The organism is Blautia sp. 210820-DFI.6.14 (assembly GCF_020558815.1).
GTDB lineage: Bacteria > Bacillota > Clostridia > Lachnospirales > Lachnospiraceae > Blautia_A > Blautia_A obeum.
Genome location: NZ_JAJCKS010000013.1, coordinates 26,696 through 51,673, shown reverse-complemented (window position 1 = coordinate 51,673; position 24,978 = coordinate 26,696). Strand labels below are relative to the sequence as shown.

The following is a 24,978-nucleotide window of genomic DNA, read 5'->3' as shown; positions in this document are numbered from 1 at the left end:
TTTTATAGCTATGGTGTTATAATTGCGACTATAATAACCGAGTCAGGGGGACAGACAAAAAGCCGCAAACACCGTCCCCAATCGAAAGGAGAAAACTTATGAAATTTACAGCGCTTATGGCAGCAGCAATATTAGGGGTATCTACCCTTGGAAATGTATCCGTAATGGCAGCAGAAAGTACAGAAGCAATGGCGGTTCCGGCAGATCAGGCGGGAATGGTGGTTGATGGAGATGCAGCTGCAGCAGATGGTGACGCAATCCCATCTGATTTTATACAGGGTACTTTTAAACCATCTGAGACAACTGTGCAGGCACAGGATTCTTATGAGTATCCATTCCTTGGACTTACAATGAAGCTTCCTGAAGAACTTCTTAAACAGATTAAAGAGCAGACCATCGCGATGATCACTAATGAGGGATGGAATGACAATGCGGATGCAATCAAATATGCATATATAAGCTGGAGCGAAATGACCGAGGAGCAGAAAGAGGCCGAGGTTGACAAGCTTGGAACAGCATATGATGACTGGTGCAAAAGCCTCGCAAAAATTGGAGTGATCGGAATTTATGATGAAGATTCTGAGAAAGAGCTGGATGAGCTTACAGGCTGTACCGAACATAAAGAAATTGGAAGCAGCAGTGACGGAAAATACAAGTATTATCTGAGTACCAACAAAGATGCAGATGAATCCCTGAAAAAAGAAGTGGAAAAAATTGATGTGACACTCACTGAGATGACACCATTCCAGCAGCTTTCTGCGTTTGACCAGCCACAGGATACCAGCAATGCAGGCGATTCCACAACGGTAGGTAAGTTTGAGACAAAAGGTGTTGACGGAAAAGATTATACAGAAAAAGTATTCAGTGACTATGAGCTGACTCTGGTAAATATCTTTACTACCTGGTGTTCTCCATGTGTCAATGAGATTCCGGAACTGGAAAAACTCTATGAAGAGATGAAAGAAAAAGGTGTTGGCGTTGTCGGTGTTGTTCTTGATACAGTAGGAGATGATGGCAAACAGGATGATGCTGCAGTGAAAAAAGCCGGTGTCCTTCAGGAGAAAACAAAAGCATCCTATCCTTTCCTGATTCCGGATTCAACAATGATGAATGGACGTCTGAATGGCATCTCTGCTTTCCCTGAAACATTCTTTGTTGACAAAGAAGGAAACATTGTAGGAGAAACATATTCCGGAAGCCATAGCCTGGATGAGTGGAAAGAAATTGTAGAAAAAGAACTTGCGAATGTTTCAAAATAACAGAGCTGAATAGTAGAAATACCAGATTCTGGAAGAAAGATAAATATGATTATGATAAAAAAATTAATAGAAACAAAATGGACAGGAGTTGTTTTGGCAATTATTGGAATCCTTCTGATGGTTTTTGGAATCTACAGAGGTGAGATGTCCGTGGTTTTTACAAAAGCAATTAATATCTGTATGGAGTGTATTGGAATTGGATAAGAAAAAATTAAAGATAAATGAGTGGCCACGGCATGGAATCCAGGCATTGTGGGCACTGCTGACAAACAGCCATCTGTCCGGATTTGTGACCGGTAAGATCTATACCGGAAAATTAAAAAATGTCTGTGTTCCTGGACTGAACTGTTATTCCTGTCCAGGAGCGACAGGAGCTTGCCCGATCGGCTCTCTTCAGGCAGTGGTCGGAAGCTGGAACTTTAAAATGGCATATTATGTAGTGGGCTTTCTGATCTTTGTCGGGGCATTGCTTGGCAGACTGGTCTGCGGATTTCTTTGTCCATTTGGCCTGATTCAGGACTTGTTGAATAAAATTCCGTTTCCAAAGAAGATTCGGACGTTTCGTGGAGATAAACTGCTTCGTAAATTGAAATATGTCATTTTTATAGTATTTGTAATTCTTCTGCCAATGTTTGTGGTAGATATCATGGGACAGGGAGCACCGTATTTCTGCAAACTGATCTGTCCGGCAGGAACGCTGGAGGGCGGTCTTCCTCTGGTTCTGCTGAATAAATCCATGCGAAGTGCAGTGGGATGGCTTTACCTCTGGAAAAATGTGATTTTGGTAATCACGATTCTTCTTGCTATTATGATATATCGACCATTTTGCAAATATATCTGCCCGCTGGGAGCTTTTTATTCGATATTTAATAAAGTATCTGTATTTCGCTATCGTATAGATCAGGAGAAATGCGTCCACTGTGGAAAATGTGCAAAAGCATGCCAGATGGAAGTGAACCCGGTGGATAACCCGAACAGTGCAGAGTGTATTCGTTGTGGACGATGCAAAAAAGCCTGTCCAACGCAGGCAATCCATTGTGGAATTAAAAGAAATTAAAATCTTTATAAAATCTTAATATCAAGTCTGATAATCTTATACTATCTTTGAACTCTGGCATATATAATAAATGCAATGTAACTGTGAGGGTACTGAACAGTTACATTGCAAACTATATTATTAAAAGGAGCAGAAGTTATTTATGCCAGAGCATTTACATAAAAGAAAACATCTGACATCATTTCAATTAATTATTTTAGGCTTTGCGGGGGTGATCCTTATAGGAGCCCTCATTTTAACTTTACCTGTTTCATCTGCAAGTGGAGTTGTAACGCCGTTTGATCAGGCACTTTTTACATCAACTTCAGCGGTATGTGTGACAGGACTTGTTGTGCAGGATACAGGCAGTTACTGGTCTGTTTTTGGACAGGCAGTTATTTTGGCACTTATACAGATTGGAGGTTTGGGAGTTGTAACCGTTGCAGTATCAGTATTTATGCTGTCAGGACGAAAAATATCGCTCATGCAGCGTAGTACGATGCAGGATGCTATTTCGGCACCAAAAGTAGGAGGTATTGTCCGACTGACAAAATTTATTCTGAGAGGCACCTTTCTGATAGAAGCGCTTGGAGCAGTATTATTGCTTCCGGTATTTTGTCGTGATTTTGGAATAAAAGGAATCTGGATGTCAGTTTTTCACTCTATCTCAGCCTTTTGTAATGCAGGATTTGATATACTTGGTACAACAGACCATACTTTTGTATCGCTGACCGGATACAGCAGAAATATCTGGCTGAATATAGTTATTATGCTTTTGATCATAACTGGTGGTATCGGATTCCTTACATGGGAAGATTTTTATATAAATAAATTTAAATTTAAACGTTACCGCATGCAGAGTAAAATCATTTTAATGACTACAGCGATACTGATTTGTTTGCCGGCGATTTTCTTTTTTACCAATGATTTTAAAATGTTTTCAGGAGAAGAGCGAACTTTACTTTCATTTTTTCAGTCAATAACGACGAGAACAGCCGGTTTTAATACGGCAGATATGGCATTGATGACAGAGTCGGGGAAAGCAGTTATGATCTTTCTTATGTTGATAGGAGGATCGCCAAGTTCGACTGCCGGAGGTATGAAGACAACAACATTTGCTGTTTTGATATTAAATGCGTTTGCAACATTTCGAAACCGTGAAGACGCAGGCGCTTTTGGACGAAGATTTGATGGGCAGGTAATAAAGAATGCGGCTACTATAGCGATGCTGTATTTTATGCTGCTTTTCTTTGGGGGGATAACGATCAGTGTTTATGAAGGCCTGCCGGTACTGACTTGTTTTTATGAAGCAGCTTCCGCAGTAGGAACAGTAGGACTTACATTAGGAGTTACACCGGGACTTCACATAATATCACGTTTGATATTGATCGCACTTATGTATTTAGGTCGAGTAGGAGGAATGACATTAATATACGCGGTATTTTCCGGAAAGAACAATAATGGTGCAAGAATGCCATTAGAAAAAATAACAGTTGGATAAAAGGAGTAAAAAAAATGAAAAATATTTTACTTATTGGTCTGGGACGTTTTGGGAAACATATTGCAATGCAGCTAAACCAGATGGGGCATGAGATTATGGCAGTGGATATTAATGAGGAACGGGTAAATAAAGTCCTTCCTTTTGTTACGAATGCTCAAATTGGAGACAGCACGGATGCTCAATTTTTGGAATCTCTTGGAATAGGGAATTTTGATATTTGTTTTGTTACGATTGGTGAAAGCTTTCAGAATTCACTTGAGACAACATCGCTATTAAAAGAACTGGGAGCAAAACTGGTAATCTCCAGAGCTGAGCGAGATGTACAGGAAAAATTTCTGTTACGTAATGGTGCAGACAAAGTGGTTTATCCTGAAAAACAAGTGGCAAAATGGGCATCTATCCGTTATACAGACGATCATATTCTTGATTATATGGAAGTAGATGCTTCTCATGCAATATTTGAAGTTGAAGTTCCCCGTGAGTGGATTGGAAAAACAGTAGGAGGACTTGATATCAGAAGAAAATATGATATAAATATTCTTGCAGTAAAGAATGAGGGAGAAGTCAGTATAGCGGTATCGCCGAATACGGTTCTTATTGCCGGGAGTACGATTCTCGTGCTGGGAGATTATAAGGCAATTCAAAAATGCTTTCATATCTAGGGACAAGAGGTGATAAATGAATGGCAAAGACAGTTCTGGTATTGATCGTACTTGTGATGTTCAGTATAGGGCTTTTTATAGTATCTAAAGTTGGTGTTTTTCTTAAAGAGAGTAAAAAAGAAGCTTCTGATGAAAGAGAAGGAGTACAATTAGTAAAAATACTGGAAGGAATACCAGGTGAAAGAACAAAAGTGAATATGAATATTCAAGATAGTGCGTGGACAAAAAGACAGAAAAATCATCATCCCATATATATTGAAAAACCATCGATAAAAGATTATTTGTTGACATTTTCAATATTTGTAGGTTGTACGGTGATCGGTCTGGTTTTTCAGAAACTTCATTTCACAGATATCAATATTGTTACAGTGTATATTCTTGGCGTGCTGGTCACATCTATTGTAACGGATGGTTATCTCTGCGGTCTGGTGGGATCGTTTTTAAGTGTTGTTCTTTTTTGTTTTTTTCTTACGGAGCCACGAATGTCCTTTCAAACATATGCAGTTGGCTATCCGGTGACATTTTTAATAATGTTGATATCTTCAGTGCTTACCGGAACTCTTGCTGCCAAATTAAAAGATCATGCCCGGTTATCTGAGCAACAGGCATTTCGTACACAGATCTTATTTGATACGGACAGATTACTTCAACAGGCGAAAAACAGTGAAGAGATTCTTTGTGTTACCTGTAAGCAGCTGGTACGTTTGTTGAATCGAGATATTGTTGCATATATTGTGAAAAATAATGATTTATCAGAAGGAAAGATGTTTTTTAATAATACTAATAAAAGAAATGGAGAATATCTGACATCTGAAGAACAGTGTGTTGCAAGATGGGCATATGAGAATGGACAGCGCGCTGGAGTAACAACAACTCATTTTAGCAGTGCAAAATGTTTGTATCTTTCAATCCGTAGTGGAGAAAGTGTCTACGGAGTGATTGGAATACCAGTTAAAAAAGATGCAATGGATTCTTTTGAATATAGCATTTTACTTTCTGTGATCAATGAATGTGCGCTTGCAATGGAAAATTCACAAAATGCAATAGAAAAAGAAAAAAATGCTATTCTGGCGAAAAACGAACAGCTGCGGGCAGACCTTTTGCGAGCAATTTCTCATGATCTGAGAACTCCGCTTTGCTCTATTTCAGGAAATGCTGATATGTTGCTGAATAATGAGAGATGTTTGGATGATATAACAAAGCAACAGATATATACAGATATTTATGATGATGCAGAATGGCTTATTGGTGTTGTAGAAAATCTGTTATCTGTCACAAGATTAAATGATGGAAGATTGAAAATAAAATTCACAGATCAGCTTCTCGATGAAGTTATTGCAGAATCCCTGCGACATATCAGCCGAAAGCATGATGCTTATAAGATTCAGGTGGAATGTGAAGAACTGATTCTCGCACATATGGATGTTCGACTTATCATTCAGGTTCTTGTTAATTTGATAGATAATGCGATAAAATATACACCGCAAGGTTCAACCATATGTATTCGTGGATTAAGAACAGATGGCAGAGCGCAAATAAGTGTAGAAGATAATGGACCGGGGATTGCGGATGAAATGAAATCGCATATATTTGAGATGTTTTATACCGGAAAAACTACGATTGCTGACAGTCATCGTAGTTTGGGGCTGGGCCTTGCATTATGCCATTCGATTATTGAAGCACATGAAGGGGAATTAACACTTAAGGATAATTATCCTCATGGCTGTATTTTTGTTTTTACATTACCGTTAAGTGAGGTAACACTAAATGAATAAAACATCAATTCTTATTGTAGAAGACGATCGCCCTATACGAAATCTGATCGTAACAACATTAAAAACACATGAGTACAAATATCTTACAGCAGAAAATGGGAGAGAAGCGATTTTGGAAGCATCTTCACACAATCCGGATATCATTTTACTTGATCTGGGGCTTCCGGATATGGAAGGAGTAGATGTGATAAAAAAAATTCGTACCTGGTCCAATATGCCGATTATTGTTATCAGTGCCAGAAGTGAGGATTCTGATAAGATTGAGGCTCTTGACGCAGGTGCGGATGATTATATTACAAAACCTTTTTCAGTTGAAGAATTGCTTGCACGTATACGTGTTACACAGAGACGGCTTGCGGTTATTCAGACTGGTGAGATACAGAAGACGGCTGTTTTTATTAATGGAGAACTGAAAATTGATTATACTGCCGGCTGTACTTATATGAGAGGGGAGGAGTTACATCTCACACCTATTGAATACAAACTTCTTTGCTTATTATCTCGTAATGTAGGTAAGGTGTTAACACATACTTATATTACACAACAGATATGGGGAAGGTCTTCAGAAAATGATGTTGCATCTCTTAGAGTTTTCATGGCAACTTTGCGTAAAAAACTTGAATCAGATAAGAATGAAATTCAATATATTCAGACACACATTGGGATTGGGTATCGAATGCTGCGGATAGAGTAAGTAACCTTTGATTATTTAAGATATAGATAGGTAAATACAGAATTATCTGATATAATGAAGCTACTTGTATTGAAAATGAAAGAGGAGGAATAAGCAGTGATTTGTGGAATGACATATTTTCAGATATGCCTGTATTTCCTGGTCTATTCTTTTGGAGGATGGGTAGTTGAAGTTATTTTTCATGCAGTTGCGCTTGGAAAAGTAATAAACAGAGGATTTCTGAACGGACCGGTCTGCCCGGTATATGGCTTTGGTGTGCTCTCTGTTTTTGCCCTGCTTAATACGATTCAAAGTGGTGGACATCAGATGAGTGAAGGAATGATCTTTGTATTTGGATTTGTTCTTGCTACAGCGGTTGAGTTGATCGCAGGATGGCTGCTTGATGTGTGTTTCCATGCAAGATGGTGGGATTATTCAGATAAACCGTTGAATTTTCATGGATATATCTGCCTGGAGTTCTCTCTGATCTGGGGCCTTGCAATCGTTATGGTAGTAAAGGTTTTTCAGAAATATGTAGAAAATCAGGTGTCTCATACACCGGCAACCTGGGAGTGGGTTGTGATAGCAATCTTATATGCAGTGTATCTGACAGACTTTATTGTAACAGTAGCAGTTATCCGTGGATTGAATAAGAAACTTACCAGATTGGATAAAGTCAGCTCAGATCTGAGAATTGTGAGTGATAAGCTTAGTGATACACTGGCAACGACTACGATTGATACAGCGCAGAAGGTTGGAGAAGGAAAAGTTCAGGCAGCACTTGCAAAAGCCGAACTGCTTGAGACGACAGCTGCCCAGAAAGAAAAAACTGTTGAAATGCTCCGTATGAAAAAAGCAGAACTTCAGGCACAGTTTGACGAGTTATCCAGTTCCATCACAAATCATACTGTATTCGGTCAGGGACGACTTCTTAAAGCTTTCCCTGAGATGAAACACAGAGATTACTTTGAGCTGATTCAGGAATTGAAGAAAAAACTGAAATAAAATAAAAACAGTTTTATGATAAGAAAACGAAACAACATAGTTGTATTATAGAAAGATTAACAGGCACTCGCCCTATCTCTCCATAACTCTCCATAAGTGATACCCGTATTACCTTTTGGGGATTTCAACTTTCCCTAACTCGGTCTATCACACCATATCACGCCGTAAGTTTAGTATTACGATAGTATAAAGAAAAGCCTTAACCATTTGTTTCGTGGTCAAGGCTTTTGTTTTTACTGTATTTCTTCTATTTCGCCAGTATCTTTGTTCACATGATATTCTTTGAGAAGTTTACCACTGAAAAGCAGTTTTGCATCATGTTCTTCTTTGTCAACATATTCATATTCAGAAAAAAGCAGAACCCGGCAGTAATGCAGAGTTCTGTTTTTTGTTACAGCGAAAGAGAGAGCTTGACAATTTCTCCAACTCCTATATAATTAACAATGGTAATTATCAAAGATAACTATATAGGAGCTTTTTATGACAAACGAAAAAGTTAAGAGAATGCTTGATGCATGTTATCAGGCAAAACGAATACGGGAATTACTTCCTCCACTTCCGCAGGGAGTCATGCCGTCTTATATTCAGTATATGGATACGATCCAGAAACTGGAAAAGCAGGGAGTTCAGGTAAAGATTTCGGATATCAGTGATGCAATGAATCTGCCGCGCCCGGGAGTGACCAGAACCGTAAAAGAGATGGAAGCGAAGGGCTATCTTCATAAGTTTGCATCCAAGGAGGATGGACGTGTCACATACATATCCATCACCGAAGAAGGAAAGAAACTGTCCCGGAAATATGATCAGGACTATTTCAGTGAACTGGCTTGTTCTCTTGGTGACATTTCTGAGGAAGATGCGGATTGTATGATCCGTACGATTGAAAAGTTCTATCAGATTATGTGCGAGAGGAGAAAAGAATATGACAAACGATAAAGCAGATTTTACACAGGGAAGCATCCTGAAAAAACTGGTTGCATTTATGATGCCGGTTCTTGGAGCCTTGATCCTGCAGGCTGCGTATGGTGCAGTTGACCTCCTGGTCGTAGGTAGATTTGGTTCCACATCAGGGCTTTCAGCAGTTTCCACCGGAAGCCAGGTGCTGAACCTGGTAACCTTTGTAGTAGTTCAGTTTGCAATGGGAATTACGGTCCTGATCGCCCGTTATCTTGGTGAAAAAAGACCGGAAAAAATTGGAGCTGTCATAGGTGGCGGCGTTGTTGTATTTACGATCATCTCCATAGCATTGTTTTTTGTAATGGTGTGCTTCGCACGTCCGATTTCTGTACTGATGCAGGCACCGACTGAGGCAGTTGATCTTACCTCCAGTTATGTACGGATCTGCGGTGGCGGAATCTTTTTCATTGTAGCTTATAATCTGCTGTCAGCAATTTTTCGTGGGCTGGGAGACAGTAAGTCACCGCTGCTTTTTGTACTGGTTGCATGTATCGTAAATGTAATCGGAGATATGGTTCTGGTAGCCGGATTTCATATGGATGCAGCAGGCGCTGCAATTGCAACGGTTACAGCACAGGCGCTCAGCGTTGTATTTGCCGTGCTTCTTCTTATCAAAAAAAATCTGCCGTTTACGATCAAAAAAAGTGATTTCAGACTGAACCCACAATGTAAGAGATTTCTTCAGATTGGTTTGCCACTTGCATTGCAGGAGTTCCTGACTCAGCTTTCCTTCCTGGCACTCTGTGCCTTTGTCAACCGACTTGGTCTGGAAGCCTCTTCTGGATATGGGGTGGCCTGCAAGATCGTTAACTTTGCAATGCTCGTACCAAGTTCACTGATGCAGTCCATGGCGTCCTTTGTATCCCAAAATGTAGGTGCAGGAAAGAAAAAACGTGCAAAACAGTCTATGTTTACCGGAATCGGAGTGGGACTGGTGGTTGGATGCCTGGTATTTGTGCTTGTGATGTTTAAAGGGGATGTAGTCGCAGGTATTTTCTCAACCGATGCCTCAGTTATCCAGAATGCCTTTGATTATCTGAAAGGTTTTGCACCGGAGACAATCGTAACTGCAATTCTGTTCAGTATGATTGGTTATTTCAATGGAAATAATAAGACCGTCTGGGTTATGATCCAGGGACTGGTCCAGACACTTCTGGTTCGACTGCCGTTGGCATACTATATGAGTATCCAGCCAAATGCAAGCCTGACCAAGATTGGTCTGGCTGCACCGGTGGCAACTGTGACAGGAATTATTTTGAATGTGGGATTCTTTATTTATCTGAATCGCAAAGAAAAAGCAGTTACTTCTCCATCTTCTTAAGTTCGGGCAGTACAGTACAGAGCATGGTCACAAAGCAGATGCTTCCGCCGATCACATTTGACACAGGTTCTGCCAGGAACACGCCTTTGGTTCCCATGTGCAGGGCATATGGCATCAGGTAAGTAAGCGGAACTACAATGAATACCTTGCGGAGCAGAGAGAAGAAGATTGCAAATTTCTTCTTATTCAGAGACTTAAATACAGTCTGTCCGATATACTGCAGATCCATAAAAATAAATGCAGCGAAATACTGTTTTAATGCGATCACTGCATCTTTCAGCAGCACGGTATCGGAGCTGAAGATTCGGATCAAAAACTCCGGGATCAAAATGATCATACTCCATGTAACAGCGGTATAGACGAGAACCATGACCGACAGTATAGCACCGGCTTTGCGTACGTGCTTTGGACGACATGCACCATAATTATAGCTCAGAATCGGAGAGGCTCCCTCGTTTATGGCATGAAGAGGTGTCTCTACCAGCTGGCGTACACTGGAGACGATAGTCATAACAGAGATATAGATATCTCCTCCGGTAACAGATAGTACATTGTTGCAGCAGATCGTTACCAGGCTGTTTGTCAGCTGCATGATAAATCCGGCAGAGCCAAGACTTACAATATCTTTGGCGTAACCGGTACATTGCGGAACTTCATTTTTCCTGAGAAGACGGACTCTTAATTCTGATTTTCTGGTAAGGAAAAACAGTACAAAAGCTGCGGATAAAGTCTGAGAGAGTATGGTGGCAATCGCAGCTCCCTGTACTCCAAAACCAAGGACAAAGATAAACAAAGGATCCAGCAGAAGGTTTGCAACAGCTCCGATGGCAACAGAAAGCATACCGATAGTTGAATAACCCTGGGCGTTGATAAAAGGATTCATTCCGATGGAGATCATAGACGGCAAGGTTCCAATCAGGTAGATCATTATATAAGGATAAGCATAAGTAAGGGCATTCGAAGAAGCACCGAATACGACCAGGATTGGACGGGCAAACAGAAAGCCGATGAGCATCAGGAAAACACCGCAGATGCAGAGCATGGAAAAAGAAGTATCCATGATCTGGACGGCAGTGTTTTCCTGTTTTTTTCCTCTGTAAATGGAGAACAGCGGCGCACCGCCACTTCCGAACAGATTAGAGAAGGCCGTGATGATCACGATGATGGGAAAACAAAGTCCTACTGCGCCAAGTGCAGTAGTTCCTACTTTGGGGATTCGTGCGATATAGACACGGTCAACGATGTTATACAATAAATTTAAAATCTGAGCGACTAGCATGGGCAGAGTTGCACCTAAAATATTTCCGGTCACGCTTCCGTTTTCAAAGTCAATTCTTTTCATTTTATTCATGTCCTTAGAGTTATTATTGTAACTGAGTATAGCATTTTATTAAATATATGTAAAACGCAGTGAAGTGGTGAATTAAGTAATCATTGACAGCGTTTTTTTTACGTGTTATGATAAATTCGATTTTGAGAGACGAAGATGCAGAGTAACAGACAGAGTCTTTTCAAAGCAATTGTTTTGGACCACCCATCAGGGTTAAGGCCATACGGACAGCCGGGTCCACTGCCGATTATGGTAACTTTGGTTACCTTATTGATTGAGTTAAAAGCTCAAATTTTATAAGTAGGTTCCTTTGATAACCGAGATGCGCCCAAAGCGCAGACTTGTGAAACGATCAATAAGAGTAGTAAAAGTATGATTGCTATATAGACTCTGATACGCATGCGGATATAGATCAAACGCAGGTTTGTGGCTTAGTGCCCTGACCTGCTTTTTTTATTCAGTCTGTGGAATGTAGATTAAGGGTTGATACAAAGGAAACTGGAATTGGAGGAATGATGAAAGGAAGTCGTTTTAAATTAAACCAGAATCATGCACCAATACATGAAGCTCTGGAGACTTTCCGTCGTATGAGGGTTGTACCATTTGATGTACCTGGCCATAAACGAGGAAGAGGCAATCCGGAACTGACAGAATTTCTGGGACAAAAATGTGTAGGTGTCGATGTTAACAGTATGAAGCCACTGGATAATCTCTGCCATCCGGTATCAGTAATACGGGAGGCAGAAGAACTGGCAGCAGATGCTTTTGGAGCAGCACATGCATTCTTGATGGTAGGAGGCACGACAAGTTCCGTACAGACGATGGTCCTGACTGCCTGCAAACGTGGAGATGAGATTATACTGCCTCGTAATGTCCACAGGAGTGTTTTGAATGCACTTGTTTTATGCGGTGCGATTCCTGTTTATGTAAACCCGGAGGTGGATCAGCGGCTCGGAATTTCCCTTGGAATGAAAAGGGAACAAGTGGAGAAAGCAATAAAAGAACATCCAAAGGCAGTTGCAGTACTGGTAAACAATCCGACTTATTATGGAATATGCAGTGATCTGCGTGCAATCGTCAAGATGGCCCATGATGCAGGAATGCTTTGCCTGGCAGATGAGGCACATGGAACGCATTTTTATTTTGGAGGAGGTCTTCCGGTTTCTGCCATGGCAGCAGGTGCAGATATGGCAGCTGTGTCCATGCATAAGAGTGGAGGAAGTCTTACACAGTCAAGCCTTCTTCTTACTGGTCCGGACGTACACGCAGGATATGTGCGCCAGATCATCAACTTGACACAGACGACCTCAGGAAGCTATCTTCTTATGTCAAGCCTTGATATTTCAAGAAGAAACCTTGCACAGCGCGGCCGTCAGATTTTTCACCAGGTAGCCGATATGGCAGAATACGCCAGAGAGGAAATCAATGCGATCGGCGGTTATTATGCGTTTGGCAAAGAACTGGTAAACGGAGATTCCGTTTTTGATTTTGATATAACGAAACTGAGTGTACATACGCTGGATATCGGACTTGCTGGAATCGAAGTGTACGATATTCTGCGTGACGAATATGATATTCAGATAGAGTTTGGAGATATCGGTAATATTCTTGCGTATCTTTCCATTGGAGACCGTGCGCAGGAAGTAGAGCGGCTTGTGAGCGCGCTCGCAGAGATACGCAGACGTTTTCAGACAGATGGTTCAGGACTTCTGAGCCAGGAATATATTGATCCACAGGTAGTGACCAGCCCGCAGGATGCTTTTTATGCGGACAAATGCAGCCTGCCGCTTCGTGAAACCGAGGGTAAGGTCTGCAGTGAATTTGTAATGTGCTACCCGCCTGGAATTCCGATTCTAGCACCGGGAGAACGTATCACAGCAGAGATCCTGGATTATATTGAGTATGCCAAAGCAAAGGGCTGTAATATGACAGGACCGGAAGATCCAGATATTTTGAGACTGAATGTTCTGACAGGGAGGGAATGACAATGGAAATGTGGTTTTCAGAATTTCATACACCGGATGTGAAACACAGTATCCGGGTAAACCGCCAGCTTTATTCCAGACAGAGTGAGTATCAGAGAATTGATATTTTTGAGACACCGGAATTTGGTCGTGTTCTGACTCTGGATGGAAATGTAATGCTGACAGAGCGTGACGAATTTATTTATGATGAGATGATCACGCATGTGCCGATGTCGGTCCATAAAGAAGCAAAAGATATTCTGGTGATCGGTGCCGGAGATGGCGGCGTTGTCCGTGAACTGACCAGATATGACAGAGTACGTCACATTGATCTGGTAGAAATGGACCCGATGGTTGTTGAGGCCTGTCGTGCCTATCTTCCGGGAAATGCCTGCAGACTGGATGACCGAAGAGTACATCTTCATTATGAAAATGCGCTGAGATTTATCCGAAGGTGCGAAGCAAAATATGATCTGATCATCGTGGATTCTTCTGACCCGTTTGGTCCGTCTGAAGGATTGTTTACCCGTGAATTTTATGGAAACTGTTACAATGCACTGAAGGATGACGGGATTATGGTAAACCAGCAGGGAAGCCCGTTCTACGCAGAAGATGCACATGCCATGCAGCGCAGTCATAAAAGGATTGCCAGCACCTTCCAGATCAGCCGTGTTTACCAGGCACATATCCCAACCTTTGCTGCAGGTTACTGGCTGTTCGGATTTGCAAGTAAAAAATATCATCCGGTGGATGACCTGGATGCAGAGGCATGGAATGCATTAAATCTCCGTACACGTTACTATACGACCAGACTCCATAAAGGGGCATTTTATCTTCCGGCTTTTCTGGAAGACATGCTGAAAGAAGTGGAGGATTAATTTATGATCTTACCTAATATAGAAACTTTTATCGGCTGCGAAAGCAGTTTTGAGGAAGCATCCATTGTTCTTTATGGTGCGCCGTTTGATTCTACAACAAGTTTTCGTCCGGGTGCCCGCTTTGGTCCATCAGCCATGCGCCATGAGAGTTTTGGCCTGGAGACCTACAGTCCGTATCAGGATAAAGACCTTATAGACATCAGCGTATTTGACAGCGGAGATCTGGAGCTTTGCTTTGGAAGCAGTGAAATAGCACTTTCAGACATTCAAAAGAGAGCAGAAGAAATTTTGAAAGCAGGAAAATTCCCACTGCTTCTGGGAGGAGAACATCTGGTAACATTGGGAGCAGTGCGTGCCGCAGCTGCAAAATATCCGGATCTTCATATTATTCATTTTGATGCTCATGCAGATCTGAGAGATGATTATCTCGGAGCAAAATTAAGTCACGCCTGTGTTCTTCGAAGATGCCATGAAATTGTGGGAGACGGCCATATCCATCAGTTCTGTATCCGAAGTGGAGAGAGAGAAGAATTTCAGTTTGCTTCCAGACACACAGATTTTCATCCGTTTACTTTTGAAGGACTGGAAGAAACAGTCAGAGAGCTGAAAGAGAAACAGGTTCCGGTGTATTTTACGATTGATCTGGATTGTATGGACCCGTCAGTATTTCCGGGAACAGGGACTCCGGAGGCAGGCGGCGTGAGCTTTTTAGAGCTTCTTAAAGCAATCCGCATTGTTTCTCAGACGAACGTGGTAGGAGCAGATGTCAATGAACTGGCTCCTATGCTGGATGTGAGTGGTGTTTCAACTGCAACAGCCTGCAAGGTTCTTCGTGAACTGCTTCTGGCAATTGCAAAATAATATTAATAGAAAACAGTAATATATCAACATAAAAAAGGAGAAAAATTATGAGTAGAGTATTAGTGATCGGCTGCGGAGGAGTAGCCAGTGTGGCAATTCAGAAATGCTGCCAGGTTGATGAGGTATTCACAGAAATGTGTATTGCAAGCCGTACAAAGGAAAAATGTGATGCACTTGTAGAAAAACTGAAAGGAAAGACAAAAACCGTTCTTACTACAGCTAAGGTGGATGCAGATGATGTGGATCAGCTGATCGAACTGATCAACAGCTACAAACCAGATCTGGTAATGAACATCGCACTTCCTTATCAGGACCTGACGATCATGGATGCATGTCTGGCATGTGGTGTAAACTATATGGATACAGCAAACTATGAGCCGGAAGATACCGATGATCCGGAGTGGCGTGCCATCTATGAAAAACGCTGCAAAGAAGAAGGATTTTCCGCATACTTTGATTATTCCTGGCAGTGGGCATACCGTAAAAAATTCGAAGATGCAGGACTTACAGCACTTCTTGGATGTGGATTTGACCCGGGTGTTACACAGGCTTACTGTGCCTATGCATTAAAGCATGAATTTGATCAGATTGATACCATCGATATCCTGGACTGCAACGGCGGTGATCATGGATATGCATTTGCAACAAACTTTAACCCGGAGATCAATCTTCGTGAAGTAAGTGCACCGGGAAGTTACTGGGAAAACGGACACTGGGTAGAAATCCCGCCGATGGATATCAAGAGAGAATATAACTTTGACCAGGTTGGAGACAAGGATATGTATCTGCTCCACCATGAGGAGATTGAGTCTCTTGCAAAAACAATCCCGGGTGTAAAACGTATTCGTTTCTTCATGACTTTTGGACAGAGTTATCTGGATCATATGCGTTGCCTTGAAGATGTAGGAATGCTTTCCACAACACCGATTCAGTACAATGGACAGGAAATCGTTCCGATCCAGTTTTTGAAAGCACTGCTTCCGGATCCTGCAAGCCTTGGACCACGTACAAAAGGAAAAACAAATATTGGATGTATCTTTACAGGTGTAAAAGATGGAAAAGAAAAAACCTACTATATCTACAATGTATGTGATCATCAGGAATGCTACCACGAAGTAGGAAGCCAGGCAATCAGCTATACAACAGGTGTTCCGGCAATGTGCGGAGCACTTATGATGCTGACCGGAAAATGGATCAGACCAGGTGTGTATACTGTAGAAGAATTTGATCCAGATCCGTTCCTGGATGCACTTGACCGTTATGGTCTGCCACGCAGCGAAAGCCACGATCCAAAGCTGGTAGACTGATGGAAGGGTTGGATAAAAGAGCTCCGTTTACAGCCACCGGCGGAATGATCCCGCCGGAATTCCAGAATCTAAAAACACCCTGCTACATCCTAGATGAAAAAGCACTCATAAAAAATGCAAAACTGCTCGGTGAAGTGTCTGAGCGAACAGGCTGTAAGATGCTCCTGGCACAGAAAGCATTCAGCAATTATGACTGCTATCGTTTTTTTGAGCCGTATCTTGCAGGTACGGAGGCCAGCGGACTGTTTGAGGCACGACTCGGAGCAGAGGAAATGCCGGGAAAAGAGGTTCATGTATTCTGTGCAGGCTACCGGGCCGATGATTTTGAAGAACTTCTTCAATATGCGGATCATATCGTGTTTAATTCACCATCGCAGCTCCTTCGTTTTGGTGCAAAGGCAAAAGTAGCAGGAAAGAGCGTCGGATTGCGGATCAATCCGGAATGTTCTACTCAGGAAGGACATGATATCTATGATCCCTGTGCTCCGGGAAGCCGTATGGGTACGACAAGAGCACAGTGGGATGAAGCATTTCAGAAAAATCCGGAACTTTTGGATTTACTCGATGGCCTTCACTTCCATACTCTCTGCGAGCAGGATTCCGATGATCTGGAGACAACTCTTGTTTCAGTAAAGAAGCATTTTGGTGATCTCGCTTCCAGAGTAAAGTGGATCAATTTTGGCGGCGGCCACCATATCACAAGACCAGGTTACGATATTGAAAGACTGGAACGTTGTATCCGGATGGTACAAGAGGAATGGAAGGCAGAGGTTTATCTTGAGCCCGGAGAAGCGTGGGCATTAAATGCAGGATTCTTGCTGACCAGCGTGTTGGATGTTCTGAAAAACGGAGAGACACAGATTGCAATCGTGGATGCCAGCGCAGCCTGTCACATGCCGGATGTACTGGAAATGCCTTATCTTCCGCCACTTTTGGGAACAGATGAGACAGAAGAGGGTGGAATCACTGTTCGCCTTGGAGGGTCGACCTGCCTGTCAGGAGATGTGATCGGAGAGTATAAATTCCGACAGCTTCCGGAATATGGAGATCTTCTGATGTTTGGAGACATGGCCATCTATACTACATGTAAAAATAACACCTTTAACGGAATGTCATTGCCGAATATCTGGCTCAGACATGCTGACAATACGATGCAGCAGCTTACAGAGTTTGGTTATATGGATTTTAAGGAAAGACTTGGAAGTCGTGAATAACGGCTTCCTTTTTTTATGTCGAGAGCATATCATCGGATTAAATATGTTGAAATGGAATATGTACGTCATAAATAGGAATACATCAATATCCCCCTACAGGGCTTATGGATGCCAGACCGTTTTGGTATCATTGAGTAAGTTAAGTTACCAAATAAAAAGCGAGGGAACAGATAATGAAAAAGGGGATTTTAACAATTGCCGGAATGCTTCTGACTGTATCACTGGTCAGCGCCGGAACCACAGTGCCTGTACTGGCAGATGAAGAAACAACACTGGTATACGGAAGCGGAGATTATACCAGAATCAACCCGGCCATGGACGAACATGGCGAGATCAATATTCTGATCTTTAATGGATTAACTGCACATGACGGAGACAATCAGGTAGTTCCGGGACTGGCAGAAAGCTGGAAATTTGATGATGCAACAAATACCTACACATTCCACATGGCAGAAGATGCTAAATGGCAGGATGGCGAACCTGTTACAGCAGACGATGTTAAATTTACGATCGAAGCTATCATGGATCCGGAAAATGGTTCTGAGAATGCACCAAACTACGAAGACGTAGAAGAGATCAACGTGGTTGATGACCATACAGTTGAATTCAAACTCGAGGACAAAAACGTTGCATTTCTTGACTATATGACAATGGCAGTTCTTCCTAAGCATCTGCTTGAGGGAGAGGATATGCAGACATCTGATTTCTTCCGTAACCCGGTTGGAACTGGCCCATACAAAATTGAATCCTGGGATGAAGGACAGGCTATCACACTTGCTAAAAATGATGATTACTTCAAAGGTGAGCCTTCTATCGATAAAATCGTATTTAAGATCGTACCAGATGACAATGCAAAAGCTCTTCAGTTAAAATCCGGAGAACTGGATCTGGCTCTTTTAACTCCAAAGGATGCAGCAGCTTTTGCCGGAGACGATGCTTATACATGTTATGATATGAAGACTGCTGATTATCGTGGAATCATGTTTAACTTTGGAAACGAATACTGGCAGAAAAACCGTGACCTGATCCCGGCAGTATGCTACGGACTTGACCGTCAGGCAATCATCGACGCAGTTATCCTGGGACAGGGAATGCCTGCTTATGGTCCTCTTCAGAGAAATACCTACAACTGTGAAGATGTTGAGCACTATGATTACAATCCGGAAAAATCAAAAGAAATCCTTGAAGCTGCCGGATGTGAAATGGGTGATGATGGATTCTACTACCGCGACGGCGAAAAAGTAGGTTTTGTGATCAGTGTAAGTGCCGGAGACCAGGTACGTATTGACATGGCTCAGATCGCAGCACAGGAACTGAGGGAAATCGGTATGGATGTATCTGTAGAAATCCCGGCACAGACAGACTGGGCAGGACAGATGGCATTCCTGATCGGATGGGGAAGCCCGTTTGATGCTGACGATCATACATATAAAGTATTCGGAACAGATAAGGGAGCAAACTACTCCAGCTACTCTAACGAGGAAGTTGACAAATATCTGACAGAAGCAAGACAGTCCGATGATCCGGAGGTTCGTAAAGAAGCTTATGCTAATTTCCAGAAAGCTCTTGCAGAGGATCCGGCTTATGCGATGATCTGCTATATTGATGCAAACTATGTTGCAGACAGCAATATTAAGGGGATCGATCCTGATACCATTATGGGACATCACGGAGTTGGTATTTTCTGGAATGTTGCAGACTGGACTATTGAATGAATAAAACGAGATAAGGGTTGTGACGGGGGCACGCGGAGTGCCCCCTTTTTACACGAGCGGAAAAAGGGTTGAAAATGGAACATTTATTAGAGGTCAAAAATCTTTCAGTCAGCATAGATGGTCCTTCGGGAGAGGTCCAGGCGGTAAGAGATGTCTCTTTTTCGTTAAAAAAGGGAGAAGTGCTGGCTATAGTTGGAGAATCCGGATGCGGAAAGAGTGTACTTTGCAAAAGTATCATGAAGCTTTTGCCGCCAAGGGCCAAGATAAAAGAGGGCAGTATCCATGTAAAGGGGCAGGATATTACCTGTTATCGGGAAAAAGAGATGCAGAAGCTTCGTGGAAGAATTTTTTCCATGATCTTTCAGGATCCTATGACTTCCCTGAATCCAACGATTAAAATTGGAAAACAGATTGCGGAAGCAGTGTTGATACATAATAAGAACTATACAAAAGAACAGGTAAACCAAAAGGTTCTGGAGCTTATGGAACTGGTTGGTATTTCGCATCCAAAGGAACGTTATCATCAGTATCCGTGGCAGTTCTCCGGCGGAATGCGTCAGAGATGCGTTATGGCGATTGCTCTGGCAGCAGATCCGGATATTTTATTCGCCGATGAGCCGACCACGGCACTGGATGTGACCATTCAGGCACAGATTCTGGATCTTCTGCGCGAAATCCAGATGAAGTTTGGAACAGCCACCATACTGGTATCCCATGATCTGGGAGTAGTTGCCCGTGTTGCGGACAGGGTAGCGGTAATGTATGCTGGCAAGATCGTGGAGATTGGCACAGCGGAGGAAGTCTATTATGATCCGCAGCATCCATATACCTGGGGCCTGATGAGATCACTTCCGGCATTTGCAAAAGGAAAAGAAAGCCTGTACACGATTCCTGGAATGCCGCCTACATTGATCAATCCACCTAAAGGGGATGCTTTTGCATGTCGAAATGAATATGCGCTGAACATTGATTATGAAGAAATGCCGCCTATGTTTAAGATCACAGACACGCATTATGCGGCAACCTGGCTGTTGGACCCAAGGGCACCACAGATCAAATCACCTATGGGAGGACAGTGCAGTGAGTAAAGAAGTATTATTAGATGTCAGGCATCTGAGCCAGCAGTTTCATCTGACGAAAAAGATCAAAGTAAAGGCTGTGGATGATGTCTCTTTCCAGATTCATAAAGGTGAGATCTTTGGGCTGGTAGGAGAATCCGGTTCCGGAAAATCTACCGTAGCCAGATGTCTGATGAATATCTATCAGCCGGCGCAGGGAGAAATCTGGTACAAAGATGTAAATATCTGTGACAAAAAAGAATTCAGAAAGAATAAAAAAATGCTTCAGACCAGACGACAGATGATCTTTCAGGATTCTGCCTCCAGTCTGAATCAGAAGATGAAGGTGTCAGATATTATTACGGAACCAATGAGAATCCAGCATATTACACCACCTCGAGGAAGCTATATAAAAGAAGCAGCCTTTCAGATGGAATATGTAGGACTTGAGAACAGTTTTCTGGATCGTTATCCATCCGAATTGTCCGGCGGTCAGAGACAGCGCGTGGCAATAGCCAGATCCTTATGTATGGAGCCGGAATTTCTGGTAGCGGATGAACCAATCGCTTCTCTGGATGTTTCCATACAGGCACAGATCGTGAACCTGTTCCGCCATCTGCAGGAGGAGCACGGATTTACATTCTTGTTTATTGCTCACGACCTGGCTATGGTTGAATATCTCTGTGACCGTGTTGGGGTAATGTATCATGGAAAACTGGTAGAACTGGCACCGTCGGAGGAATTGTATTCCAATCCGGTGCACCCTTATACAAAAACACTGCTGTCTGCAATTCCTGTGCCGGACCCGATCAGAGAAAGAAAAAGAGTCCTTCAGTATTATGATGGCGAAGGAATGGAAAACAGTGTGTGGACAGAAGTGTCACCAGGACATTTTGCAATGCTCCCGGCTGATGGAAAGGGGTGCAGCATATAATGAGACAAAAAAAGTTAGTCTACTATGGTAAAAAATGTCTGATATTCCTGATTTCAGTATTTATTCTGTCTGTTGCAGTGTTTTATGTAGCACGTCTGGCACCGGGAGATCCTCTGATTTCCTATTATGGTGACCGTACAGAAAAGATGAGCCCGGAAGAACGTGAATGGGCGATGGAAAAACTGGGACTGAACGAGCCAATTTCTGTGCAGTATGTGAAATGGGTAAAAAATGCTTTTCATGGAGAATTTGGTATTTCATTTAAATACAAACAGGATGTATTGGAAGTAATTGGCGGTCGTATTGGCAATACGCTTTTGCTGGGAGGAATCGGATTTGTCATTATGTTCGCGGGAGCATTGCTTCTGGGAATCCTGTGTGCCTGGTACGAAAACCGGCTGGCAGACCGGATTTTATGTAAACTGGGTACGATATCCAGCTGTATCCCGGAATTCTGGATGGCGTTGGTGCTGATCCTTATCTTCTCTGTAAATCTCAAGATCCTGCCAAGCAGTGGCGCATACAGTACCGGAAAGGCAGGAGATGTCGGAGACAGGGTGATTCATCTGATCATGCCATTGACGATCGTAGTTCTGGAGCATCTGTGGTACTACGCTTATATGATCCGAAATAAGATTCTTGAAGAGGTTCGTGCGGATTACGTGCTTTTGGCGAAGGCCAAGGGACTGGATAAGAAAAAGCTTATGTTCAGACACTGTGTTCGAAACGTAATGCCTGCTTACTTAAGCATCATGGCTATTGCAGTTCCGCATGTACTTGGCGGAACTTATGTTGTAGAAAGTGTATTTTCGTATCCTGGAATAGGAGCTCTGTCTTATGAGAGCGCCAGATACCGTGATTACAATCTGCTGATGCTGCTTTGTATGATGTCAGGAATCCTGGTTATTTTCTGTAATATCGTCAGTCAGACTATCAATGAACAGATTGATCCTCGTATGAAGGATGAAGTGATAACCGAGAAATCGGAGGTGGTGGAAGGATGACGAATCATTCATTTGAACTGGCAGGAATCAGAAAAACAGAAACTGTAATTTCAAAATCAAAGAAAAAGTGGTACGAAGGTAAACCAGTTGTTTCAGCAGTAATATTGATTCTTATCATCCTGGGCTGTCTGGGAGCAGAACTGATCATGACAAAGGATCCTGCTTATATGGATCTTCTTAATTATAATAAGGCTCCAAATGCGGAGTTCCTTTTTGGAACAGATACCATGGGAAGAGATATCTTTTCCATGATCTGGTATGGGGGAAGAATTTCAATTCTGATCGGTGGCCTGGCCACGGTAATCTCTACGTTTATTGCGGTGGTAGTTGGCGCCTTCAGTGGTGTGGCACCGGCGTGGCTTGATGAAATGATCATGCGATTTACAGAAGTTTTTTTGAGTATACCAACACTGCTTCTGATCATTTTACTGCAGGCTATCCTGGGAAATGCGAACATCCTCAGCCTGTCGTTTGTAATCGGCGTGACCAGCTGGACCAGTATTGCAAAAGTAGTACGTACCGAGGTTCGACAGATTCGAAACAGCGAGTACATCATCGCAGCAAAATGTATGGGAGCAGGGTTCTTCCGTGTTTTGTGGAAGCATCTGGTACCAAACTTCTTCTCATCGATCATGTTTATGGTAGTCATGAATGTAAGAACTGCAATGATCTCTGAGGCTACATTGAGCTTTATGGGAATTGGTCTTCCAATAGAAGTTATAACCTGGGGAAGTATGCTGTCTCTGTCAGATAAAGCACTGATGACAGGATCCTGGTGGATCATCCTGATCCCGGGACTTTTCCTGATCGCAACAGTACTTTGCCTGACAAATATAGGAAATGTCTGCAGAGAGCAGACAAACAGAAAAGAGAGTAATTTCTGATAAGAAAATATTGAGTAAGAAAACACGAGACCGCCATTGGCGGTCTTGTTGTGGTTTAACATACAAACAAAAGCATTTTTTCGGGCTTTATGGGAAATCTATAGGAAGAAAGTATCTACAATGGCAATTTTTCTGGTGTTGCAGATACAATTTATTGGGAGAAAGTATCTACAATAGTGATTTTAGGTTATTGCGGATGAATTTTATTGTAAGAAGGTATCTTTAAATCGAGAATTATATTAGTCAAGATGAATTTATATGTGATAATAAGTTTAATAGTATCTTAAAGTCTAAATAAATGTAAATTGAAGATGTAATCGGTTGTAAAAAAGTATCCTCGGATATAGAATTACATAAAGAGAAGATATATTAGTGTCCTAAATGTATCTGTGATAACTGAAAAAAAGAAAATTAAGATGCATTAGATGATAAAAATACATCTGTAATAGTGGGAGTAGAATAGTGGAGGATGCAAAATGAAAGAAGAAGCTAAGGGCAAAGGAGATGTATTACGAAAGCTGTTTTTTTCATGTTTATATCTCAGCACATTTACATTTGGCGGCGGTTATGTGATCGTGACGCTGATGAAAAAGAAATTTGTGGATGATTATCATTGGATTGACGAGAATGAAATGCTGGATCTGGTTGCAATTGCCCAATCTTCACCAGGGCCGATTGCAGTAAATGGTGCAATTGTTGTTGGCTATAAACTGGCGGGGATTTTGGGGGCTATGACTGCAATCCTGGGAACGATCATTCCGCCGTTCCTGATCATTTCGGTGATATCAGTCGGATATCATTCATTTAGGGACAGCTATATTATCAGTCAGATACTTGAAGGAATGCAGGCAGGTGTTGGAGCGGTGATCGCATCTGTGGTTTATGAAATGGGTGCGGGGATTGTGCAGGAAAAAGACAGGATTTCTTTACTGATCATGGCCGGAGCATTTGCCGGGTCCTGTATATTTAACATCAATGTTGTATATATAATCATTGCCTGTGGAATGATCGGCGTGATCCGAACTTTCCTTTCAAAGAAGGGAGGAGAGAAATGATCTATTTATATTTGTTTGTAAGTTTTTTGCAGGTGGGAATGTTCAGCTTTGGGGGTGGATATGCGGCAATGCCGCTGATACAGGAACAGGTGGTGACGATTCATCACTGGCTGGATATATCAGAATTTACAGATCTGGTCACAATCTCTCAGATGACTCCGGGTCCAATCTCAATTAATGCTGCGACTTTTGTTGGAATCAAAGTTGCTGGGATTCCGGGAGCAGTTGTAGCTACAGGTGGATGTATCCTGCCATCCTGTGTGGTCGTTATAATCATTGCGAAAGTATATTTGAAGTATAGAAAGATGGGAATGCTGCAGGGAATATTGAATGCTTTAAGACCGGCAGTCATAGCGATGATCGCTTCAGCAGGTATATCAATTTTAATAACCGCATTCTGGGGGAATGCAGTTATTAAGTTGATAAATACAAATTGGAGCCTGGTGATAATTTTTGTGATATGTTTTATACTTTTGCAAAAATTTAAGAAGAATCCCATAGGGGTTATGGTTTTGGCGGGGATTATGAAACTGGGTCTTTCACTAATAAAAAAATGATTCAAGAATGCCAAAAGGCATTCTTGAA

Annotated in this window: 23 protein-coding genes; 22 read left to right on the top strand and 1 reads right to left on the bottom strand. The window is 42.2% G+C overall.

Features of this window, described 5'->3' with window-relative positions:
* The first annotated feature begins 98 nt into the window (after nucleotides 1-98).
* The 10 genes from LI112_RS10775 (at nucleotide 99) to LI112_RS10730 (ending at nucleotide 10,189) form a co-directional block, all read left to right on the top strand.
* Entirely contained in the window at nucleotides 99-1,259 is a 1,161-nt protein-coding gene (locus LI112_RS10775) for a TlpA disulfide reductase family protein (protein WP_227190692.1), read from the top strand.
* A gap of 51 nt (nucleotides 1,260-1,310) precedes the next feature.
* Complete coding sequence (locus LI112_RS10770) at nucleotides 1,311-1,463, top strand: CD1871A family CXXC motif-containing protein (protein WP_117593229.1); 153 nt, start codon at nucleotides 1,311-1,313, stop codon at nucleotides 1,461-1,463.
* Nucleotides 1,456-2,316 carry a 4Fe-4S binding protein gene (locus tag LI112_RS10765; RefSeq protein ID WP_227190691.1) on the top strand — a complete coding sequence of 287 codons (861 nt, stop codon included), beginning with the start codon at nucleotides 1,456-1,458 and terminating at the stop codon, nucleotides 2,314-2,316. Before LI112_RS10770 ends, LI112_RS10765 begins: the two co-directional genes overlap by 8 nt.
* Before the next feature lie 142 nt (nucleotides 2,317-2,458).
* Nucleotides 2,459-3,796 carry a TrkH family potassium uptake protein gene (locus tag LI112_RS10760; RefSeq protein ID WP_055066235.1) on the top strand — a complete coding sequence of 446 codons (1,338 nt, stop codon included), beginning with the start codon at nucleotides 2,459-2,461 and terminating at the stop codon, nucleotides 3,794-3,796.
* 14 nt (nucleotides 3,797-3,810) lie between these two features.
* A complete protein-coding gene (locus tag LI112_RS10755; protein WP_022387926.1) occupies nucleotides 3,811-4,458 on the top strand; it encodes a TrkA family potassium uptake protein in 648 nt (215 codons plus the stop codon).
* A gap of 20 nt (nucleotides 4,459-4,478) precedes the next feature.
* Entirely contained in the window at nucleotides 4,479-6,233 is a 1,755-nt protein-coding gene (locus LI112_RS10750) for a DUF4118 domain-containing protein (protein WP_022387925.1), read from the top strand.
* Entirely contained in the window at nucleotides 6,226-6,927 is a 702-nt protein-coding gene (locus LI112_RS10745) for a response regulator (protein WP_055055936.1), read from the top strand. Before LI112_RS10750 ends, LI112_RS10745 begins: the two co-directional genes overlap by 8 nt.
* A gap of 96 nt (nucleotides 6,928-7,023) precedes the next feature.
* Nucleotides 7,024-7,911, top strand: a complete 888-nt coding sequence (locus tag LI112_RS10740) for a putative ABC transporter permease (protein WP_022388930.1) — start codon at nucleotides 7,024-7,026, stop codon at nucleotides 7,909-7,911.
* Between the two features lie 480 nt (nucleotides 7,912-8,391).
* Nucleotides 8,392-8,847, top strand: coding sequence for a MarR family winged helix-turn-helix transcriptional regulator (locus LI112_RS10735; RefSeq protein ID WP_173898536.1), 456 nt, complete (start codon nucleotides 8,392-8,394; stop codon nucleotides 8,845-8,847).
* Nucleotides 8,834-10,189, top strand: a complete 1,356-nt coding sequence (locus LI112_RS10730; RefSeq protein WP_173898538.1) for an MATE family efflux transporter — start codon at nucleotides 8,834-8,836, stop codon at nucleotides 10,187-10,189. Before LI112_RS10735 ends, LI112_RS10730 begins: the two co-directional genes overlap by 14 nt.
* Here LI112_RS10730 and LI112_RS10725 read toward each other — a convergent pair.
* Nucleotides 10,170-11,531 carry an MATE family efflux transporter gene (locus tag LI112_RS10725; protein ID WP_044925669.1) on the bottom strand — a complete coding sequence of 454 codons (1,362 nt, stop codon included), beginning with the start codon at nucleotides 11,529-11,531 and terminating at the stop codon, nucleotides 10,170-10,172. The genes LI112_RS10730 and LI112_RS10725 overlap by 20 nt on opposite strands.
* A 500-nt stretch (nucleotides 11,532-12,031) precedes the next feature.
* Here LI112_RS10725 and LI112_RS10720 point away from each other — a divergent pair, with 500 nt between their 5' ends.
* The 12 genes from LI112_RS10720 (at nucleotide 12,032) to LI112_RS10665 (ending at nucleotide 24,950) form a co-directional block, all read left to right on the top strand.
* Nucleotides 12,032-13,504: an aminotransferase class I/II-fold pyridoxal phosphate-dependent enzyme gene (locus tag LI112_RS10720; protein ID WP_005424862.1), complete on the top strand. Its 1,473-nt coding sequence runs from the start codon at nucleotides 12,032-12,034 to the stop codon at nucleotides 13,502-13,504.
* 2 nt (nucleotides 13,505-13,506) lie between these two features.
* On the top strand, nucleotides 13,507-14,361 hold the full coding sequence (gene speE, locus LI112_RS10715; RefSeq protein WP_044925671.1) for a polyamine aminopropyltransferase: 855 nt from the start codon (nucleotides 13,507-13,509) through the stop codon (nucleotides 14,359-14,361).
* Between the two features lie 3 nt (nucleotides 14,362-14,364).
* The gene (gene speB, locus LI112_RS10710) at nucleotides 14,365-15,222 is read left to right on the top strand and encodes an agmatinase (protein WP_005424870.1); all 858 of its coding nucleotides are present in this window, start codon (nucleotides 14,365-14,367) and stop codon (nucleotides 15,220-15,222) included.
* A 47-nt stretch (nucleotides 15,223-15,269) separates the two neighbouring features.
* Complete coding sequence (locus LI112_RS10705) at nucleotides 15,270-16,529, top strand: saccharopine dehydrogenase family protein (RefSeq protein WP_005424872.1); 1,260 nt, start codon at nucleotides 15,270-15,272, stop codon at nucleotides 16,527-16,529.
* Nucleotides 16,529-17,743, top strand: coding sequence for a carboxynorspermidine decarboxylase (locus tag LI112_RS10700; protein WP_005424874.1), 1,215 nt, complete (start codon nucleotides 16,529-16,531; stop codon nucleotides 17,741-17,743). Before LI112_RS10705 ends, LI112_RS10700 begins: the two co-directional genes overlap by 1 nt.
* Before the next feature lie 173 nt (nucleotides 17,744-17,916).
* Nucleotides 17,917-19,458 (top strand): ABC transporter substrate-binding protein, encoded by a 1,542-nt coding sequence (locus tag LI112_RS10695; RefSeq protein WP_005424878.1) that lies wholly within the window; start codon nucleotides 17,917-17,919, stop codon nucleotides 19,456-19,458.
* Nucleotides 19,459-19,532: 74 nt separating this feature from the next.
* Nucleotides 19,533-20,546, top strand: coding sequence for an ABC transporter ATP-binding protein (locus LI112_RS10690; RefSeq protein ID WP_005424880.1), 1,014 nt, complete (start codon nucleotides 19,533-19,535; stop codon nucleotides 20,544-20,546).
* Complete coding sequence (locus tag LI112_RS10685; RefSeq protein WP_044925672.1) at nucleotides 20,539-21,450, top strand: ABC transporter ATP-binding protein; 912 nt, start codon at nucleotides 20,539-20,541, stop codon at nucleotides 21,448-21,450. Before LI112_RS10690 ends, LI112_RS10685 begins: the two co-directional genes overlap by 8 nt.
* On the top strand, nucleotides 21,450-22,454 hold the full coding sequence (locus tag LI112_RS10680; RefSeq protein ID WP_055066513.1) for an ABC transporter permease: 1,005 nt from the start codon (nucleotides 21,450-21,452) through the stop codon (nucleotides 22,452-22,454). The genes LI112_RS10685 and LI112_RS10680 overlap by 1 nt, the downstream gene beginning before the upstream one ends.
* Nucleotides 22,451-23,338 carry an ABC transporter permease gene (locus LI112_RS10675; RefSeq protein WP_227190689.1) on the top strand — a complete coding sequence of 296 codons (888 nt, stop codon included), beginning with the start codon at nucleotides 22,451-22,453 and terminating at the stop codon, nucleotides 23,336-23,338. The genes LI112_RS10680 and LI112_RS10675 overlap by 4 nt, the downstream gene beginning before the upstream one ends.
* Nucleotides 23,339-23,814: 476 nt before the next feature.
* Nucleotides 23,815-24,393, top strand: coding sequence for a chromate transporter (locus tag LI112_RS10670; protein WP_118393291.1), 579 nt, complete (start codon nucleotides 23,815-23,817; stop codon nucleotides 24,391-24,393).
* Nucleotides 24,390-24,950: a chromate transporter gene (locus LI112_RS10665; RefSeq protein WP_118236042.1), complete on the top strand. Its 561-nt coding sequence runs from the start codon at nucleotides 24,390-24,392 to the stop codon at nucleotides 24,948-24,950. The genes LI112_RS10670 and LI112_RS10665 overlap by 4 nt, the downstream gene beginning before the upstream one ends.
* Nucleotides 24,951-24,978: the final 28 nt, after the last annotated feature.

Bases quoted from the DNA above. Each gene is read 5' to 3' on its own strand.
- LI112_RS10725 (WP_044925669.1), bottom strand. From the start codon at position 11,531: ATGAAAAGAATTGACTTTGAAAACGGAAGCGTGACCGGAAATATTTTA.
- LI112_RS10775 (WP_227190692.1), top strand. From the start codon at position 99: ATGAAATTTACAGCGCTTATGGCAGCAGCAATATTAGGGGTATCTACC.
- LI112_RS10680 (WP_055066513.1), top strand. From the start codon at position 21,450: ATGAGACAAAAAAAGTTAGTCTACTATGGTAAAAAATGTCTGATATTC.
- LI112_RS10745 (WP_055055936.1), top strand. From the start codon at position 6,226: ATGAATAAAACATCAATTCTTATTGTAGAAGACGATCGCCCTATACGA.
- LI112_RS10705 (WP_005424872.1), top strand. From the start codon at position 15,270: ATGAGTAGAGTATTAGTGATCGGCTGCGGAGGAGTAGCCAGTGTGGCA.
- LI112_RS10730 (WP_173898538.1), top strand. From the start codon at position 8,834: ATGACAAACGATAAAGCAGATTTTACACAGGGAAGCATCCTGAAAAAA.
- LI112_RS10770 (WP_117593229.1), top strand. From the start codon at position 1,311: ATGATAAAAAAATTAATAGAAACAAAATGGACAGGAGTTGTTTTGGCA.
- LI112_RS10720 (WP_005424862.1), top strand. From the start codon at position 12,032: ATGATGAAAGGAAGTCGTTTTAAATTAAACCAGAATCATGCACCAATA.
- LI112_RS10735 (WP_173898536.1), top strand. From the start codon at position 8,392: ATGACAAACGAAAAAGTTAAGAGAATGCTTGATGCATGTTATCAGGCA.
- LI112_RS10690 (WP_005424880.1), top strand. From the start codon at position 19,533: ATGGAACATTTATTAGAGGTCAAAAATCTTTCAGTCAGCATAGATGGT.
- LI112_RS10760 (WP_055066235.1), top strand. From the start codon at position 2,459: ATGCCAGAGCATTTACATAAAAGAAAACATCTGACATCATTTCAATTA.
- speB (WP_005424870.1), top strand. From the start codon at position 14,365: ATGATCTTACCTAATATAGAAACTTTTATCGGCTGCGAAAGCAGTTTT.
- LI112_RS10695 (WP_005424878.1), top strand. From the start codon at position 17,917: ATGAAAAAGGGGATTTTAACAATTGCCGGAATGCTTCTGACTGTATCA.
- LI112_RS10700 (WP_005424874.1), top strand. From the start codon at position 16,529: ATGGAAGGGTTGGATAAAAGAGCTCCGTTTACAGCCACCGGCGGAATG.
- LI112_RS10755 (WP_022387926.1), top strand. From the start codon at position 3,811: ATGAAAAATATTTTACTTATTGGTCTGGGACGTTTTGGGAAACATATT.
- LI112_RS10665 (WP_118236042.1), top strand. From the start codon at position 24,390: ATGATCTATTTATATTTGTTTGTAAGTTTTTTGCAGGTGGGAATGTTC.
- LI112_RS10750 (WP_022387925.1), top strand. From the start codon at position 4,479: ATGGCAAAGACAGTTCTGGTATTGATCGTACTTGTGATGTTCAGTATA.
- speE (WP_044925671.1), top strand. From the start codon at position 13,507: ATGGAAATGTGGTTTTCAGAATTTCATACACCGGATGTGAAACACAGT.
- LI112_RS10670 (WP_118393291.1), top strand. From the start codon at position 23,815: ATGAAAGAAGAAGCTAAGGGCAAAGGAGATGTATTACGAAAGCTGTTT.
- LI112_RS10675 (WP_227190689.1), top strand. From the start codon at position 22,451: ATGACGAATCATTCATTTGAACTGGCAGGAATCAGAAAAACAGAAACT.